General features: G+C 45.8%; 11 protein-coding genes. 8 read left to right on the top strand and 3 right to left on the bottom strand.

Annotated elements, in window-relative coordinates:
- The first annotated feature begins 176 nt into the window (after positions 1-176).
- From BSHG_RS16485 to BSHG_RS16495, 3 genes are all read left to right on the top strand, one after another.
- A complete protein-coding gene (locus tag BSHG_RS16485; RefSeq protein ID WP_008657959.1) occupies positions 177-1,013 on the top strand; it encodes a Cof-type HAD-IIB family hydrolase in 837 nt (278 codons plus the stop codon).
- Between the two features lie 457 nt (positions 1,014-1,470).
- Complete coding sequence (cysS, locus tag BSHG_RS16490; protein WP_005783807.1) at positions 1,471-2,946, top strand: cysteine--tRNA ligase; 1,476 nt, start codon at positions 1,471-1,473, stop codon at positions 2,944-2,946.
- Positions 2,947-3,056: 110 nt separating this feature from the next.
- Entirely contained in the window at positions 3,057-3,461 is a 405-nt protein-coding gene (locus BSHG_RS16495) for a PaaI family thioesterase (protein WP_005779558.1), read from the top strand.
- On the opposite strand, the gene BSHG_RS16500 is transcribed toward BSHG_RS16495, so the two are convergent.
- On the bottom strand, positions 3,451-4,329 hold the full coding sequence (locus BSHG_RS16500) for a DUF3108 domain-containing protein (protein ID WP_005796861.1): 879 nt from the start codon (positions 4,327-4,329) through the stop codon (positions 3,451-3,453). The two genes, BSHG_RS16495 and BSHG_RS16500, sit on opposite strands and share 11 nt — an antisense overlap.
- Positions 4,268-6,187 (bottom strand): Ig-like domain-containing protein, encoded by a 1,920-nt coding sequence (locus BSHG_RS16505; RefSeq protein WP_005796864.1) that lies wholly within the window; start codon positions 6,185-6,187, stop codon positions 4,268-4,270. The genes BSHG_RS16500 and BSHG_RS16505 overlap by 62 nt, the downstream gene beginning before the upstream one ends.
- Before the next feature lie 105 nt (positions 6,188-6,292).
- On the opposite strand from BSHG_RS16505, the gene BSHG_RS16510 reads away from it, so the two are divergent.
- The 5 genes from BSHG_RS16510 to lpxA all read left to right on the top strand — a co-directional run bounded on the left by BSHG_RS16510 (position 6,293) and on the right by lpxA (position 16,286).
- Complete coding sequence (locus BSHG_RS16510; protein WP_008657952.1) at positions 6,293-9,397, top strand: glycoside hydrolase family 2 TIM barrel-domain containing protein; 3,105 nt, start codon at positions 6,293-6,295, stop codon at positions 9,395-9,397.
- Positions 9,398-9,705: 308 nt separating this feature from the next.
- Positions 9,706-10,860, top strand: a complete 1,155-nt coding sequence (locus tag BSHG_RS16515; RefSeq protein ID WP_005783796.1) for an efflux RND transporter periplasmic adaptor subunit — start codon at positions 9,706-9,708, stop codon at positions 10,858-10,860.
- 24 nt (positions 10,861-10,884) lie between these two features.
- Positions 10,885-14,088, top strand: a complete 3,204-nt coding sequence (locus BSHG_RS16520) for an efflux RND transporter permease subunit (protein ID WP_005783792.1) — start codon at positions 10,885-10,887, stop codon at positions 14,086-14,088.
- A 16-nt stretch (positions 14,089-14,104) separates the two neighbouring features.
- The gene (locus tag BSHG_RS16525; protein ID WP_008657948.1) at positions 14,105-15,496 is read left to right on the top strand and encodes an efflux transporter outer membrane subunit; all 1,392 of its coding nucleotides are present in this window, start codon (positions 14,105-14,107) and stop codon (positions 15,494-15,496) included.
- Between the two features lie 19 nt (positions 15,497-15,515).
- Entirely contained in the window at positions 15,516-16,286 is a 771-nt protein-coding gene (gene lpxA / locus BSHG_RS16530; protein WP_005783787.1) for an acyl-ACP--UDP-N-acetylglucosamine O-acyltransferase, read from the top strand.
- Positions 16,287-16,387: 101 nt separating this feature from the next.
- Here the strand turns inward: lpxA and BSHG_RS16535 are convergent, their stop codons facing one another.
- The gene (locus BSHG_RS16535; protein WP_005813856.1) at positions 16,388-17,029 is read right to left on the bottom strand and encodes a carbohydrate-binding family 9-like protein; all 642 of its coding nucleotides are present in this window, start codon (positions 17,027-17,029) and stop codon (positions 16,388-16,390) included.
- Positions 17,030-17,145 lie beyond the last annotated feature (116 nt).

Genomic DNA, 17,145 nt, shown 5'->3' with positions numbered 1-17,145 from the left:
GATTTTAAAGAAAATAAAGAAAAATTTCAAGACAATAAATTCCCCAATAGCATAAACGTATCAAAGCGCATCAAACAGACTACGTATCATTCATTCTTTATTTACTCGCATCCTGTTTGGGTGATATACCCAAAACCACTACCTTTGCACCCTCAAAACCCAAACAAAAGCGACTGATGAAATACAAACTCCTCGTACTCGACTTGGACGGAACACTGACCAACGCTAAAAAAGAGATAACTCCACGCAACCGAGAAGCACTGATACGTGTACAGCAACAGGGTGTGAAACTGATACTTGCATCGGGACGTCCTACCTTCGGCATTGCACCCTTGGCCGACGAACTGCGCATGAAGGAGTTCGGCGGATTTATCCTCTCCTATAACGGCGGAGAAATTATCGACTGGAGTACCGGAGAGATCGTTTATGCCAATGTATTGCCGGACGAAGTGATACCTCGGCTATACGAATGCGCCACACGCAACCAACTCCCTATCCTGACTTACGACCGGCAATATATCATCACTGAATATCCCGATGACGTGTATGTCCGGAAAGAGGCTTTCCTCAATAAAATGCAGATATATCCTTCCAAGGATTTTCTGAAAGATATCCGTCTGCCGCTTCCTAAGTGCTTGATTGTGGGTGAGCCACATCGTCTGATTCCCATTGAAGCCGAACTTTCGGTAGAACTGCAAGGTCAACTGAGTGTTTACCGCTCGGAGCCCTTCTTCCTCGAACTGGTACCACAGGGAATAGACAAGGCACAATCTTTATCTGTCTTACTTAACAAGCTGAACATGAACCGGGAAGAGATAGTGGCTGTAGGCGACGGCTACAACGATCTTTCAATGATTCAATTTGCCGGATTGGGTGTAGCCATGGGCAATGCACAGGAACCGGTAAAGAAAGCCGCCGACTACATTACCCTTAGCAACGAGGAGGACGGTGTAGCTGCGGTCGTAAACAAGTTCTTTACAAAAGCACCCGAGAAGGGGGAGACAACAGCTTAAACACAGAAATTAATAAGAAAGCAAGTTGATTTCTCCATGATATTAACGCGTTATATATAAGTATATTATCATTCATCATACTAAACTTATCTCAGCCCGTATACCCGGGCCGGTGGGCCCGGGTATACGGGCTCATGGGCACAGGTATGCGGGCTTATGGGCCCGGGCATGCGGGACGAGATAAAGTCCGGACCATTTTCACTAAAGATACTAAGGAAAAGGAAATGCTTTAAACGGCATAAACAGATAGATAATACGCTATATACAATTACAGATCAATACCTTATCCATCAAAAACAGTGGGTGGAAGATGGAAGATCGGAATGCGTTTTTCGTATGAGTGGCCCGATCTTACACCAGACAGATATGCTGACAAAGAATAATCCGGCAGAACACGTCCCAATTCAAATTATTTATTCTAACTTTGTGGTTTAAAACAGAATAAATCTCAAACGTTATGGAACATCAACTGACGATTTACAACACTTTAGATAGAAAAAAAGAGCTGTTTGTGCCTTTGCACGCTCCGCATGTGGGTATGTATGTCTGCGGACCGACGGTATATGGCGATGCCCATTTGGGACATGCCCGTCCGTCCATCACGTTCGACGTACTTTTCCGTTACCTCACCCGGCTGGGTTATAAAGTGCGATACGTGCGTAACATTACCGACGTAGGCCACCTGGAACATGACGCAGATGAAGGCGAAGATAAGATTGCCAAGAAAGCCCGTCTGGAACAATTGGAACCCATGGAAGTAGTGCAATACTACCTGAACCGGTATCATAAAGCCATGGAGGCACTGAACGTACTTCCCCCCAGCATTGAGCCACATGCCTCGGGACATATCATCGAACAAATAGAATTGGTAAAAAAGATTCTGGATGCCGGCTATGCATACGAAAGCCAGGGTTCGGTATATTTCGATGTAGCCAAATACAATAAAGACTACCATTATGGCAAACTCTCGGGACGTAACCTGGACGATGTACTGAATACAACCCGCGAGCTGGACGGCCAGGAAGAAAAACATAATCCTGCCGACTTTGCTCTTTGGAAACGGGCACAACCGGAACATATCATGCGCTGGCCTTCACCATGGGGTGACGGTTTCCCCGGCTGGCATGCCGAGTGTACAGCTATGGGACGTAAGTATCTGGGCGAACACTTCGACATTCACGGAGGAGGCATGGACCTTATCTTCCCGCACCACGAATGTGAAATCGCACAGTCGGTAGCTTCACAGGGTGACGATATGGTTCACTACTGGATGCACAACAACATGATCACCATCAACGGCACCAAGATGGGCAAGAGTCTCGGAAACTTCATCACGCTGGATGAATTCTTCAGCGGCTCGCACAAATTGCTGACTCAGGCTTACAGCCCGATGACCATACGTTTCTTTATCTTGCAGGCACACTACCGCAGTCCGGTGGATTTCAGCAACGAAGCCTTGCAAGCAGCAGAAAAGGGACTGAGCCGACTGATGGAAGCAGTAGACAGTCTGGAAAAAATCACTCCCGCAGCTACTTCGAACGTCGATGTAAAAAGCTTGCGCACGAAGTGTTTTGAAGCAATGAACGATGACCTGAATACTCCGATTGTGATTTCACATCTCTTTGACGGAGCCAAGATGATCAATAATATCATTGCCGGCAACAACACCATTTCTGCCGATGACCTGAAAGACCTGAAAGAAGTATTCCATACATTCTGCTTCGATATCCTGGGTCTGAAAGAAGAAATCGGTTCGTCGGACGGACGTGAAGCCGCTTATGGAAAAGTGGTCGATATGTTGCTGGAACAACGTGTGAAGGCAAAAGCCAACAAAGACTGGGCAACCAGTGACTTGATCCGTAACGAACTGACTGCATTGGGATTCGAAATTAAAGATACTAAGGACGGATTTGAGTGGAAACTGAATAAATAAAAAGCTTCAGAAAGTTGTATTTAGAAAACATCACAGAGGATGCGGAGGGAACAAAGTAATAGCTTTGTATGCTCCGCGTCCTCTGTGGCTAATTCAGAACAGATATAAAAATGACAGCACAAGAATTTTTCAAAAACGACCTGTTTGCCACCAATGCGGGTGTAGAGCTGATCGAGATACGAGAAGGATACAGCAAAGCAAAACTGGAAATAAAACCCGAACATCTGAATGCGGGACAACGGACACAGGGAGGCGCCATCTTTACTTTAGCCGATCTGGCACTTGCGGCAGCAGCTAACTCACATGGCACATTGGCCTTTTCGCTCTCTTCCAATATCACTTTCTTGCGCGCCAGCGGCCCCGGAGACACACTCTATGCCGAAGCACGCGAACGCTATACCGGACGTAGCACAGGTTATTATCAGATAGATGTAACCGATCAGGAAGGCAGACTGATAGCTACCTTCGAGTCGAGCGTATTCCGCAAAAAAGACGAAGTTCCGTTCACTTTGTGACAATAGAAGTCTGAGGATGTCGGTAACCACTGACACTCTTCAGGAATGCCTTGGCCGAACCAAAGTTAAGGTGCATATCCAGACGTACCGGAAGGTGATTCCGGTCGTCCGTCACATAGAACGTTATGACCTCTTTCTCCTTTCCCTTTTTATTATATTCCACGAGTGAGAATATCAGGCAGCGATAGGTAGTATCGTTCTCGGCAGTAATCTTCTTAATTCCCCGGTAAATCAGGGTCTGTTCTTCTACTCTACGCCCCGTCGCCATCGGGAACTGGATACGTTGACCGATGGTATATTCCTTTGGATCGAACGAACGGGCCTGCGCCAGAATAGTAAGCATATCATAGATACAACGATTGTCACTTTGCTCTGTCTCGGTGATACTCCCGTCTTTACGCACCCGTTTTTGATTGACATAACACATGCCCTCCCGAAACGAGAAACGGGCTTCATCGACGGTATAACGTTTTCCTTCTTCGGCTCCCTTCCGAAAATAGCGGGGTTCCAGCTTTTCAGTCATGACGCTTGTCAGCGTATCCCGCATCTTAAAGAAGAAGTCGGCCTCTTTACTGCTAATGGCCAATAAATTGACCCGATAGGCCGGCTCGGAGTGATAAGTCGTCGAGTTAGTAGTAAGGCTGGCAAGTCCCACTTTCTTCCAAATGAATTTCCAGTTGAAATAAAGTTCGTACATGACGTGCTCACCGGACTTAAACGCATCGTTCTTTGCTTCACACTGGGCATTGCCCGATGATGGGAAAGCAAAAAGCAGGGCGATAATAAGACATATCCACTCTTTCCGCCTAATTGCGGCGGCTACGGTTTGCGTTTTGACTATCTCGGGTCTTTTTCTTCTTGTCTTCATCTGGTTTCTGTTTTTTAAGTTCGTCCGGCTTTTGCTTATCCAGAGGCACAGCTGTCACATTCCAGTCCTGAGTAGCATCCCAGTTTGCTTTAAATTCAATAATATGCGGATAATAGTATACCATTTCAGGCTGTATGCCCTTCTCATAGTCACCGGCATCCCACACTCCGTTACCATTGGTATCGTTTACCAACCGGGCTCCGTATTTGCCGGGATTCAGATAGTAAAACTCCGCTCTCCCGTCAATCACCGGACGCCTGCGAAGAACTTTATCCTGATTATCCAACAGTTCGACAAAAGCGATAGAATCTGCTCCGGTTATGTTGAGGAACACATTACCGTATTCTTCGATCTGACGAACCTTGAAGGCTTGCTTTATCTTATCGGTAAACAGCCCGTAAATGCCATGAAAAGCTGTGGAATCGACGGCAAATTCATACTCGCCTCCGGGTTCCCAATCATAATAGAGGTTATAGCGGCGCACATCGAGCGAATCATGTTCGAACTCAAAAGGAACGTCGGTCCATATCGTATCTACTTTCTGGCGAAGATGAATAGCCGCACTGTCAAAGCGGGCTACCGGTTCTTCAAAAGTCATGGTGATATAATCGAACACGTCCATAGACGAAGGAGCGTGTGTGTTTACCGACAAGAACTTAGTCGGTTCCGGCTCATCGTCTTTCTTCTTTTTCTTTTTAGGCTCTTCTTTCTTCACTTTCTTTGCGGCCAACCTTAGCGTATCCGTACGAGGAACTAATTGATTTAACGTATCAGTGTACAAATAGTTCAGGCTCAACGTAAGTGTATCTTGCTGATAAAGCAAAGAGTCGCGTATCCAATAATGAATAGTGTCGTTGCGAAATGTCTTTTCTATCACAAAAGCATCCTTCTCGTCGAAATTCAAGCCTTTCAACACAGGCAAAGAATCTGCCGGAGCCGAAAAATACAAAGAAAATTTATTCGGAGTAAGGCGTTCGCTCTTAACCAGGTATTGTGAAACAGAAGGCTTTTTAAATGAGCGAAGCACAATATTATCGGGCAGGAAGTAGGTATATTTCTGCTCAACAATCGTATCGATGGTCAGTGAATCGACCCAGGCAGTATCCTGGCGTATCCGCTCTTCGAAGCGGGGAATAATCAGCGAGTCATTGAAAGCCACCGCTTCACCTTTTTGGTTATAGAAGAAATTCTGATCGGCATCCATCAAACCGAAAATACGATATTTGCCCGGTGCAATCCCACGAATCGTGAAGTGTCCACGACTATCGGTACGAGCTACACGATCAAAAGGAAGTTTGGTAAAAGCCGAGTCATTCAGGTTGGAATGTAGTCCCACCAACATACCTTTAATGGGTTCCAGATCAGAAGCTTCAAGCAAGGTGCCCGATACCTCCATTGTATCGATAGAGGCCCCTGTAGAGAATGTAAACGCAAAATTACCGAGCGGATTGCCCTCGTTGTTATCGACGATCGCATCCGAGAAATCGATTGTATAGGTGGTATTGGGCTTCAAAGAGTCGAGCAGGTTTACAGTAATCCGCTTCCCTCCGGGTTTAATCTCCGGTTGTTGCAACTGGGGAGGCGAAACCACTACCTTTTCACTGGCCTTTTCAAGTTTAATAAACTCATCGAAATCAAGGACAATCTTTGACTTTTTAGTATTTACGGCTCCTGCTGCCGGCGTACTGCCGATGAAGCGGGGTGGAGTTTCATCAAAAGGTCCCCCATCCGGACGTCCCATACTGGCACAAGAATAAAGGGTAGCTACCAGAGCAGCAACTCCCAACAGACTACGGATGAGTCGTTTTTTTCTATATATATTGTCTTTTAACATGCTGCAAAAATAAGCCTTATCCATTAATTAATGCTATACTTTACACTAATTTATCCAAAAAGACTCTGTCCGACAAGACAAAAAACGTATCTTTGACCAACAATTTACAAACCTAATAAGATTAACCCCATGAAAAGACAACTGCTGACTTGCTGCCTGGCGATGTGTAGCCTGGCGACCATGGCTCAACATGACGAATGGAAAAACCCCGAAATTAATGCGGTAAACCGTGCACCGATGCACACCAATTACTTTGCTTACTCTTCAAGTGAAGAAGCCGCAAAAGCCGATAAGGAAAACTCAAGCAACTTTATGACCCTGAATGGCATCTGGAAATTCAACTGGGTGAAAAATGCAGATGCTCGACCGACCGACTTCTACCGGACAGACTATAATGATAAAGGTTGGGGACAGATGAAAGTCCCCGGTGTTTGGGAAATGAACGGATACGGTGATCCGATTTATGTCAACGTAGGTTACGCCTGGAGAAGCCAATACAAAAACAATCCTCCTTATGTGCCCATAGAAAACAACCATGTAGGATCGTATCGGAAAGAAATCATTATTCCTGCCGAATGGTCAGGAAAAGAAATATTCGCCCACTTTGGTTCGGTCACTTCAAACATGTATCTATGGGTCAACGGTAAATATGTGGGATATAGCGAAGACAGTAAACTGGAAGCTGAATTTAACCTGACCAAATATCTGAAACCGGGCAAGAACCTGATTGCGTTTCAGGTATTCCGCTGGTGTGACGGTACGTACCTGGAAGATCAGGACTTTTTCCGCTACTCGGGAGTGGGACGTAACTGCTATTTGTACAGCCGCAATAAAAAATATATTCAAGATATCCGTGTAACTCCCGACTTGGACAGCAATTATACAAACGGTACATTGAACGTGGCACTCAATCTGAACGGAAGCGGAACAGTAGAGTTGAACCTGACAGATCCGGCAGGAAAAAGTGTTGCTACGGCACAGGTTAACGGAAATGGACAAAAGTCTGTTGTCATGGACGTGAGCAATCCTGAAAAATGGACAGCAGAAACACCCAACTTATATACACTGACTGCAACCCTGAAAAACGGCAGCAACACGCTGGAAGTGATCCCGGTAAAAGTAGGTTTCCGCAAAATTGAATTGAAGGGCGGACAGATACTGGTGAACGGGCAACCGGTGCTCTTTAAAGGTGCCGACCGCCACGAAATGGATCCGGACGGAGGATACGTGGTTTCCCGTGAACGCATGCTGCAAGATATTCTGCGTATGAAGCAGCTGAACATTAACGCGGTACGTACCTGTCACTATCCGGACGACAATCTGTGGTATGACCTTTGCGACCAATACGGTATCTATGTAGTGGCAGAGGCCAATATCGAGTCGCACGGAATGGGATATGGCAAAGAAACACTTGCCAAAAATCCATCTTACAAAAAAGCACACATGGAACGCAACCAACGCAATGTACAGAGAGGGTATAACCATCCTTCCATCATTTTCTGGTCATTAGGAAACGAAGCCGGATACGGCCCGAACTTCGAACAGTGCTATACATGGATCAAAAACGAGGACAAAACACGCGCCGTACAATATGAGCAGGCGGGTACCAATGAATTTACAGACATTTTCTGCCCGATGTATTACGATTATGACGCCTGCAAGAAGTACAGCGAAGGCAATATAGACAAACCTTTGATCCAATGTGAATATGCTCATGCTATGGGTAACTCGCAAGGGGGCTTCAAAGAGTATTGGGATCTGATACGCAAATATCCCAAATATCAGGGCGGTTTTATCTGGGACTTTGTAGACCAGTCGAACCATTGGAAAAATAAGGATGGAATAGACATCTACGGATATGGCGGTGACTTCAATAAATACGATGCTTCGGACAATAATTTTAACGACAACGGACTGATCAGCCCCGACCGTCGCCCCAACCCGCATGCCCATGAAGTGGGATACTTCTACCAGTCAATCTGGACTACTCCCGGCGATCTGTCAAAGGGAGAAATAAAGGTATATAACGAAAACTTCTTCCGCGATTTGTCCGCTTATTATATGGAGTGGCAATTACTGGCAAACGGTGAAGTAATGCAAACCGGAGTCGTTCAGGACCTGAACGTGGCTCCCCAACAAACAGCGACTCTCAAACTGAATCTGAATACGGAAAAGATCTGTCCATGTAAAGAGTTGTTGCTCAACGTAACTTATAAGTTGAAAGCTGCCGAAACACTGATGCCGGCAGGAAGTACAGTGGCATATGACCAGCTGACCATCCGTCCGTATACAGCCAAAGCATTGGAATTAAAGAACCAGAAAGCATCTAATCTTGACATTGTCGTACCGGTCATTAAGGACAACGACCATAATTATCTGATTGTAGAAGGCGAAAACTTCATAATCGAATTCAATAAGCACAATGGATATCTCTCTCGTTACGAAGCAGATGGTATGCAATTATTAAATCCGGGAGCTCAACTGACTCCTAACTTCTGGCGTGCTCCTACCGATAATGATTATGGAGCAGGATTACAGCACCGGTATGCTGTCTGGAAAAATCCGGGACTGAAGTTGACTTCATTGAAACAAAGTATCGAAAACGAACAGGCAATCGTTCAGGCTGAATATGAAATGAAAGCTGTAAAAGGAAAACTATTCCTGACTTATGTTATCAACAATGAGGGAGCGGTCAAAGTAACTCAAAAGATGGAAGCCGGCAAAGAAGAAAAGGTTTCTGATATGTTCCGTTTCGGCATGCAAATGCAAATGCCCGAAAACTTCAATGAAGTGGAATATTATGGCCGTGGTCCGGTTGAAAATTATGCCGACCGCAATCACTCTACTTTAATTGGCAAATATCGCCAGACAGTTGCCGAACAGTTCTACCCGTACATCCGTCCGCAAGAAACCGGTACCAAAACCGATTTGCGCTGGTGGAGAGTATTGAATATCAGCGGAAACGGTCTGCAGTTTGTAGGTGACGCTCCTTTCTCCGCCTCTGCCTTGAACTATAGCATCGAGTCTTTGGATGACGGAGTACAAAAAGACCAACGCCACTCTCCTGAAGTAGCGAAAGCTCCTTTCACTAACCTTTGCATCGATAAAGTACAGATGGGTCTGGGATGTGTCAACAGTTGGGGAACACTTCCACTGGAGAAATACCGTGTACCTTATCAGGATTATGAATTCAGTTTCATCCTGACCCCCGTACGCCACAAAGTGAATATGTGAAACAAGATTCCATGACAACAGGGACAGTGGTCCGGAATTTTCCGGATCACTGTTTTTTTATCATCTTTTTTCTGCCCCCGCCTGTTTCGCACCCATCTGAAGTAATTTTGAGCTTTACACCTATATTAATTAGAGAAAAACATCGTTAAAAACAGATATTAAAAAACAACGGTATAGAAAATAAAGAGTACTTTTGTCGCGGAAAACTAATTAAGGGTAATCAGTTTTCACCTATACCTGATAAGGTTATCACGATAAACCACTTTGCCACAAAATGAACATCATTAAAAATTGAATATAAAGAAGGTATGAAAAGTAAAATTGTTTTGTTTGCATTTTGTTTAGCCTTGTTGTCGGGTTGCGGCAAAAAGGGCTTCAACATGGGAGGAACTCCCGAATGTGCAGTAGAGACATTGCAGCCCACCACTGTCAATCTGAAAAGCTCCTATCCGGCCACAATCAAGGGTAAACAGGATATCGAAATCCGCCCGCAGGTTTCCGGGTTTATCACTAAACTGAATATTGATGAAGGATCTATGGTCAAAAAAGGACAGGTACTGTTCGTCATCGATCCGGTGCAGTATGAATCTGCCGCCCGTGCAGCAAAAGCCGCTGTAGCCACAGCTAAAGCGAATGTTTCTACTCAGGAAATCACTGTAAAAAACAAACGTGAATTAAACAAGAAAAACATCATCAGCGACTATGATCTGGAAATGGCTGAAAATACACTTGCATCTGCAAAAGCTCAATTGGCATCTGCCGAAGCCCAGCTGATCAGCGCTAACCAAAATCTGGCATACACACGCGTAACAAGCCCTTCGGACGGTGTAGCCGGAACAATCCCTTACCGTGTAGGTAGCTTGGTAAGCGCTTCAAGCCCGTCACCTCTCACTGTGATCTCGGACATCACTCAGATGTACGTTTACTTTTCACTGACAGAAAAGGAATTACTGAACCTGATCCGTCAGGACGGTTCTCAGACTGAATTTCTGAATAGCTTCCCGGCTGTTCAACTGACATTGGCTGACGGAACGTTGTATGCCGATAGCGGTAAAATAGAGACGGTAAGCGGAGTCATCGACCAAAACACAGGTGCTGTAAGCATGCGTGCCACTTTCCCGAATCACGGACATCTGTTGAGAACAGGCGGTACCGGTAACATCCAGATTCCTTATAGCAAGGAGAATGTAATCGTTATCCCTCAAAAAGCAACTTACGAAATACAGGATAAGAAATTCGTATATCTGCTCCAGCCGGATAACACTGTGAAAAATACCGAAATAGAAATATTAAATCTCAACGACGGACAAAACTATGTAGTTACTGCAGGACTGAAAGCCGGCGACAAAATCGTTGTCGAAAACGTCAGCACCCTGAAAGACGGTGCTACTATCAAGCCGCTCACCCAGCAGGAATCGGCCGAACGCTTTAAAGCAGCTTTGGAAGAACGCAAAAATCAGTAAACGAGTTAACTCAAAAAGCAGAATATGAAATTAGATAGATTTATTAATCGTCCGGTACTATCAACGGTTATCTCCATCGTGATAGTGATTCTGGGTGTGTTAGGCCTGCTGTCGCTGCCTATCTCCCAGTATCCGGATATTGCCCCTCCTACTGTACGTGTCAACACGACGTATCAGGGAGCCAATGCACAAACTGTATTAAACAGTGTGATTGCTCCGTTGGAGGAGCAGATCAACGGTGTAGAAAACATGATGTACATGACTTCTACTGCCACCAATACCGGAGAGGCCTCTATCGAGGTTTACTTTAAACAGGGTACGGACCCGGATATGGCTGCCGTAAACGTACAGAACCGTGTAGCCAAAGCACAGGGTCTGTTGCCGGCCGAAGTAACCAAGGTAGGTGTGATTACCTCAAAACGACAAACCAGTATGTTGCTGGTATTCTCCCTGTATAGTTCGGATGACAAATATGATAACGAATTCCTTGAGAACTATGCTAAAATCAATCTCGTACCGGAAGTTCAACGTGTACCGGGTGTAGGTGACGCCATGGTGCTCGGTGCAGACTATTCTATGCGTATCTGGTTGAAACCGGACGTAATGGCCCAATATCACCTGATGCCTACCGATGTTTCGGCAGCATTGGCCGAACAGAATATCGAGGCTGCTCCGGGTTCATTTGGTGAACAGGGCAAACAGACTTTCCAATATACGCTGCGTTATAAAGGACGTCTGCAGAGCCAGGAAGAGTTTGAGAACATCGTGATCCGTGCCAATTCTGACGGGCAGGTGCTCCGATTGAAAGATATTGCCACAATCGAGTTAGGTCGTCTGACATACGGATTCTCTAACAACGTAAATGGTCACCCTGCCGTAACGGTTATCGTATTCCAGACAGCCGGTTCGAATGCGACTGCCATCATCAATGACATCCTCGACTTGCTTGAAAAATCAGAATCGACTTTCCCGCCGGGAGTTAAAGTAAATATCTCACAAAATGCCAACGACTTCTTGTTTGCTTCTATCCACGAAGTTGTAAAGACTTTGATTGAAGCCTTTATCTTGGTATTTATCGTGGTTTACATTTTCTTGCAGGATCTACGCTCGACACTGATTCCGGCCATCGCGATCCCGGTAGCATTGATCGGTACATTCTTTGTGCTTTACATCATCGGATTCAGTATCAACTTGCTTACCCTCTGTGCCATGGTACTCGCCATTGCCATAGTGGTGGACGATGCCATCGTCGTCGTCGAGGGTGTCCATGCCAAGCTCGACCAAGGCTATAAATCAGCTCGGTTAGCTTCCATCGACGCCATGAACGAATTGGGTGGCGCTATCGTCTCCATTACATTGGTTATGATGTCCGTGTTTATTCCGGTAAGCTTTATGACCGGTACTTCCGGTACATTCTACCGTCAGTTTGGTCTGACTATGGCTATTGCTATTGCCTTGTCGGCAGTAAATGCCTTGACACTGAGCCCTGCATTGTGCGCCATCTTACTGAAACCCCACGATCCTGATGCTAAAAAGAAATCGACTTTGGCAAGCCGTTTCCATGCTTCGTTCAATGCTGCTTATGACACAGTATTGAAGAAATATAAAAAACGTGTTCTCTTCTTCATCCAGAAACCGGTGCTGACCATCGGCTCCGTAGTAGTGGGTTTCGCACTGCTCATCTTCCTGATGAAAGTGACTCCGACCGGTTTGGTACCGAATGAAGATACAGGAACGATTATGGCAGTAGTCGATATGCCTCCCGGAAGCTCACTGGAACGCACTCAGGAAGTGATGTGGCAGGTAGATAGCCTACTGGCCTCCGACCCGGCTATCGAAAGCCGTACCATGATCGCCGGTTATAGCTTTATCGCCGGTCAGGGTCCCAGCTACGGTTCATTTATCTGTAAAATGAAGAACTGGGATGAGCGTTCCATCGCTCAACGTTCTGACTTCGTTTCAGGTATGCTGTATCTGAAAGCCCGTGAAGTGATTAAAGACGCCCGCGTACTGTTATTCGCTCCCCCTATGATTCCGGGTTACAGTGTATCCAACGGTTTCGAAATGAACTTACAGGATAAGACAGGCGGTAGTCTGGATAAATTCTATGAAGTAGCTCAGGACTTTATCACCAAGCTACAGGCACGCCCCGAAATTCAGTCGGCACAGACTTCGTTCAACCCGAACTTCCCGCAGTACATGATCGATATCGATGCCGCTGCTTGTAAGAAGGCCGGATTATCTCCGAGCGACATCCTTACTACCCTGCAAGGATATTACGGTGGTCTATATTCGTCCAACTTCAACCGGTTCGGTAAGATGTACCGTGTAATGATTCAGGCCGATCCGAACAGCCGTACCAATCTGGAGTCACTGAACTCGGTTAAAGTACGCAACGGCAACGAGATGGCTCCTATCACTCAGTTTATGAGCGTTAAACGTATTTACGGACCGGACAACATCAAGCGTTTCAACATGTTTACGGCGATGACTATCAATGGTTCGCCGGCTGACGGATACAGTTCCGGTCAGGCCATCCAAGCCATGCAGGAAGTGGCAGAACAGACGTTGCCTACCGGATACGGATATGAATTCTCGGGTATGACCCGTGAAGAACAAAGTTCGAGCGGCAGTACTACTGCGATGATCTTCGTCCTCTGCTTCGTATTTGTTTATCTGTTGCTGAGTGCACAATACGAAAGTTATATTCTTCCGTTTGCCGTACTGCTTTCTATACCGTTCGGTCTGGCAGGTAGCTTCATTTTCGCCCACCTGATGGGATTGGCAAACAATGTCCTTCCGATACTGGGAGCAGCTACCAACAACATTTATATGCAGATCGCATTGATCATGTTGATGGGTCTGTTGGCAAAGAACGCCATCCTAATTGTAGAGTTTGCTCTCGACCGTCGTAAGATGGGTATGAGTATCACTTGGGCTGCCGTATTGGGTGCAGGTGCCCGTCTCCGCCCGATCCTGATGACTTCATTGGCCATGGTTGTCGGCCTGTTGCCTTTGATGTTTGCCATGGGCGTAGGTGCCAATGGTAACCGTGCTTTGGGTACGGCTGCGGTAGGCGGTATGTTTATCGGTATGATATGCCAGATATTCGTGGTTCCTGCTTTGTTCGTTATCTTCCAGTATCTACAAGAGAAGGTGAAACCTATTGAATGGGAAGACATCGATAATACGGATGCAGAAACAGAAATTGAACAATACGCTAAATAGGAATAAAGAAAAGAATATGAAGAAACAAATTATAGGTATGTTGTGTGCAACTGCTCTCTTGAGCAGCTGCCACATCTACAAATCATATGACAGACCTAAAGATATTGAAGCCTCCGGTCTTTACCGGGACACAGTATCTGTTGCCGATACACTGGTATCCGATACTGTCAACTTCGGAAATCTGCCTTGGAGAGAGGTCTTCACCGATCCTCAACTGCAAGCGTTAATCGAACAGGGATTAACCCACAATACAGATCTGCTGACTGCTGCGCTGAAAGTGAAAGAGGCACAGGCATCACTGATGTCAGCCCGTCTGGCTTACGCTCCTTCACTCGGATTGTCACCACAAGGAACCATCAGCAGCTTTGATAAGCATGCCGCAACCAAAACCTATTCGTTGCCGGCAACAGCCAGCTGGGAGATCGATCTATTCGGCAAGTTGCTGAATGCCAAACGCGGTGTACAAGTAACATTGTTGCAAACCAAAGCATATCGTCAGGCTGTACAGACTCAGATCATTTCGGGCATTGCCAATACCTATTACACCTTATTGATGCTCGACCGTCAGCTCGATATTACCGAACAGACTGCCGACATCATGAAGCGTAATGTTGAAACCATGCAGGCAATGAAAGATGCGGCTATGTTCAACACTACCTCTGCAGGGGTGGAACAAAGCAAGGCTGCCTATGCACAAGTACTGGCGTCTATTCCGGCTATCCAAAAGAGTATCCGTGAAGCTGAGAACGCTATGTCCATGCTATTGGCACAAGCACCACAGACTATCAAACGGGGGGTTCTGGAAGAGCAGCAATTACCTGAAGATTTCTCAGTGGGCGTTCCTTTGCAACTACTCTCTAACCGTCCGGATGTGAAAGCAGCCGAAATGGCATTGGCCGGTACTTACTACAATGCAAATTCGGCCCGTGCCGCCTTCTATCCGCAAATCACTATCAGCGGCTCGGCCGGTTGGACCAATAGCGCCGGTAGTGCCATTATCAATCCTGGTAAACTGCTTGCCTCTGTACTTGGTTCGCTTACCCAGCCTCTCTTCTACCGTGGTGCAAACATTGCCCGCCTGAAGATAGCCAAGGCACAACAGGAAGAGGCTAAACTGGCCTTCCAGCAGAGTTTGTTGAATGCCGGAAGTGAAGTAAGCAATGCATTGTATCAATATCAGAGTGCTTCTGAAAAAACTGCTTCCCGCAAATTACAGGTAGAATCTTCAGAAAAAGCATCCGAATATACAAAAGAATTGTTTAAATTAGGGACGTCTACTTATCTGGAGGTATTGTCGGCCGAACAGTCTTTGCTCAGTGCCCGTTTATCTCAGGTAAACGACACCTTCGACCGGATGCAGGCTGTAGTGAGCCTCTATCAGGCATTGGGCGGCGGAAGAGAAGATTAACTTTAAATACAATACAATTATGATTAGTCCATTAGCATCGATAGCCCCCGGGGCAAAAATCGGAAAGAATGTGATCATTCAACCGTTTGCTTACATTGAAGATAATGTCGAAATAGGGGACGACTGTATCATTATGCCCTATGCCAGTGTGCTGAATGGTACACGGCTGGGAAAAGGTAACAAAGTATATCAACATGCCGTATTAGGAGCAGAACCACAGGATTTCCACTACAAAGGAGAAGAAAGTTCACTGATTATCGGGGATAACAACCATATCCGCGAAAACGTAGTTATCAGTCGGGCTACTTTCGGTGGGAATGCTACCAAAATAGGCAATGGCAATTTCTTGATGGATAAAGTCCACATTTGTCACGATGTACAAATCGGAGATAATTGTGTAGCCGGTATCGGCACCACCATCGCCGGAGAATGTACCTTGGATGATTGTGTCATCCTGAGTGGCAATGTTACCCTCCATCAATATTGTCATGTGGGACAATGGACATTGGTACAGAGCGGTTGCCGTATTTCAAAAGATGTGCCCCCATACAGCATTATGGCCGGTAACCCGGTAGAATATCACGGAGTAAATGCCGTAGTATTGCAACAACATAAAAATACGAGCGAAAGAGTTCTACGCCACATAGCCAATGCTTATCGCCTGATCTATCAGGGAAACTTCAGCTTGCAGGATGCAGTGCAAAAAATTATAGACCAGGTTCCCATGAGCGAAGAGATAGAGAATATAGTGGCTTTTGTCAAAGAGTCTAAGCGTGGAATCGTAAAATAGAAACCATTCTCTGCTTATAAAAGAAGGTGTAGCCATCTCAGAAAGAAGGCTACACCTTTTTTAGTAGTATCGAGGCCCTTTAGAGGCAGGTTCATCACAGACTATTCAAATTCCAACGTACCGAAGAAGTCGGGACGGTGAAAATCCGGCTTTTCTATTTTGATCGGATTCCATGAGAGGAAATGCGGAGTTTGCAGTTCGTCGCCACATTTATAGAAGTTGGCTGTGATTGTTTTCCCGTCCAAAGAGGTAATGTGATGTTTGAAGAAAGCTGTATATGGAATCACCAATGCCACCTCCCAGTTGCACTCACCGATACGTTCATCGAAAGGCTGGCGTCCCAGACTGGCCCAACGTTTCACCTGATCTGTCACTTCCCGAGAAGCGCGTTCACGGTTGTTGCGTTCTGCTCCTGCACCAATAAGAATGGTTCCGATACAGTTGCATTCGATGTTATAATAGATACCGTCGCCGGTAGGTACAGAGAAAAACTCCACACAGGAATCAGTCCATACGGAGCCATCGTCTTCTCCATACTTGGCCCGTACACTGGCCTCTTTTACATTGAAGTGTAACAAAACAGCATCATCGCTATGTGCTATACGGAACTCCACTTTCGGACGATAAGGGTAGGCTTCCCAATTCACATTATCAATGGGTTGGAAACCGATCTTTTCTTTATCCAGTAATTCGGGAAGTGCATCGACCTCCACATTAGCAATACTGATCTTCTTTACTTTCATGGTCTATTCTATTTTTATCTTGCAAAAATATATACTTTATTTCAGTATTCCGTTCTCCATCCGATGCTATTTTACAACCTTTCCCGAAAACGTTTACTTTCGGATCTCCTTTTTTA

It is taken from the genome of Bacteroides sp. 3_2_5 (assembly GCF_000159855.2).
Taxonomy (GTDB): Bacteria; Bacteroidota; Bacteroidia; order Bacteroidales; family Bacteroidaceae; genus Bacteroides; species Bacteroides fragilis.
Note: the sequence above shows the minus strand (reverse complement) of the source record. Positions and strands in the feature narration are given on the sequence as shown.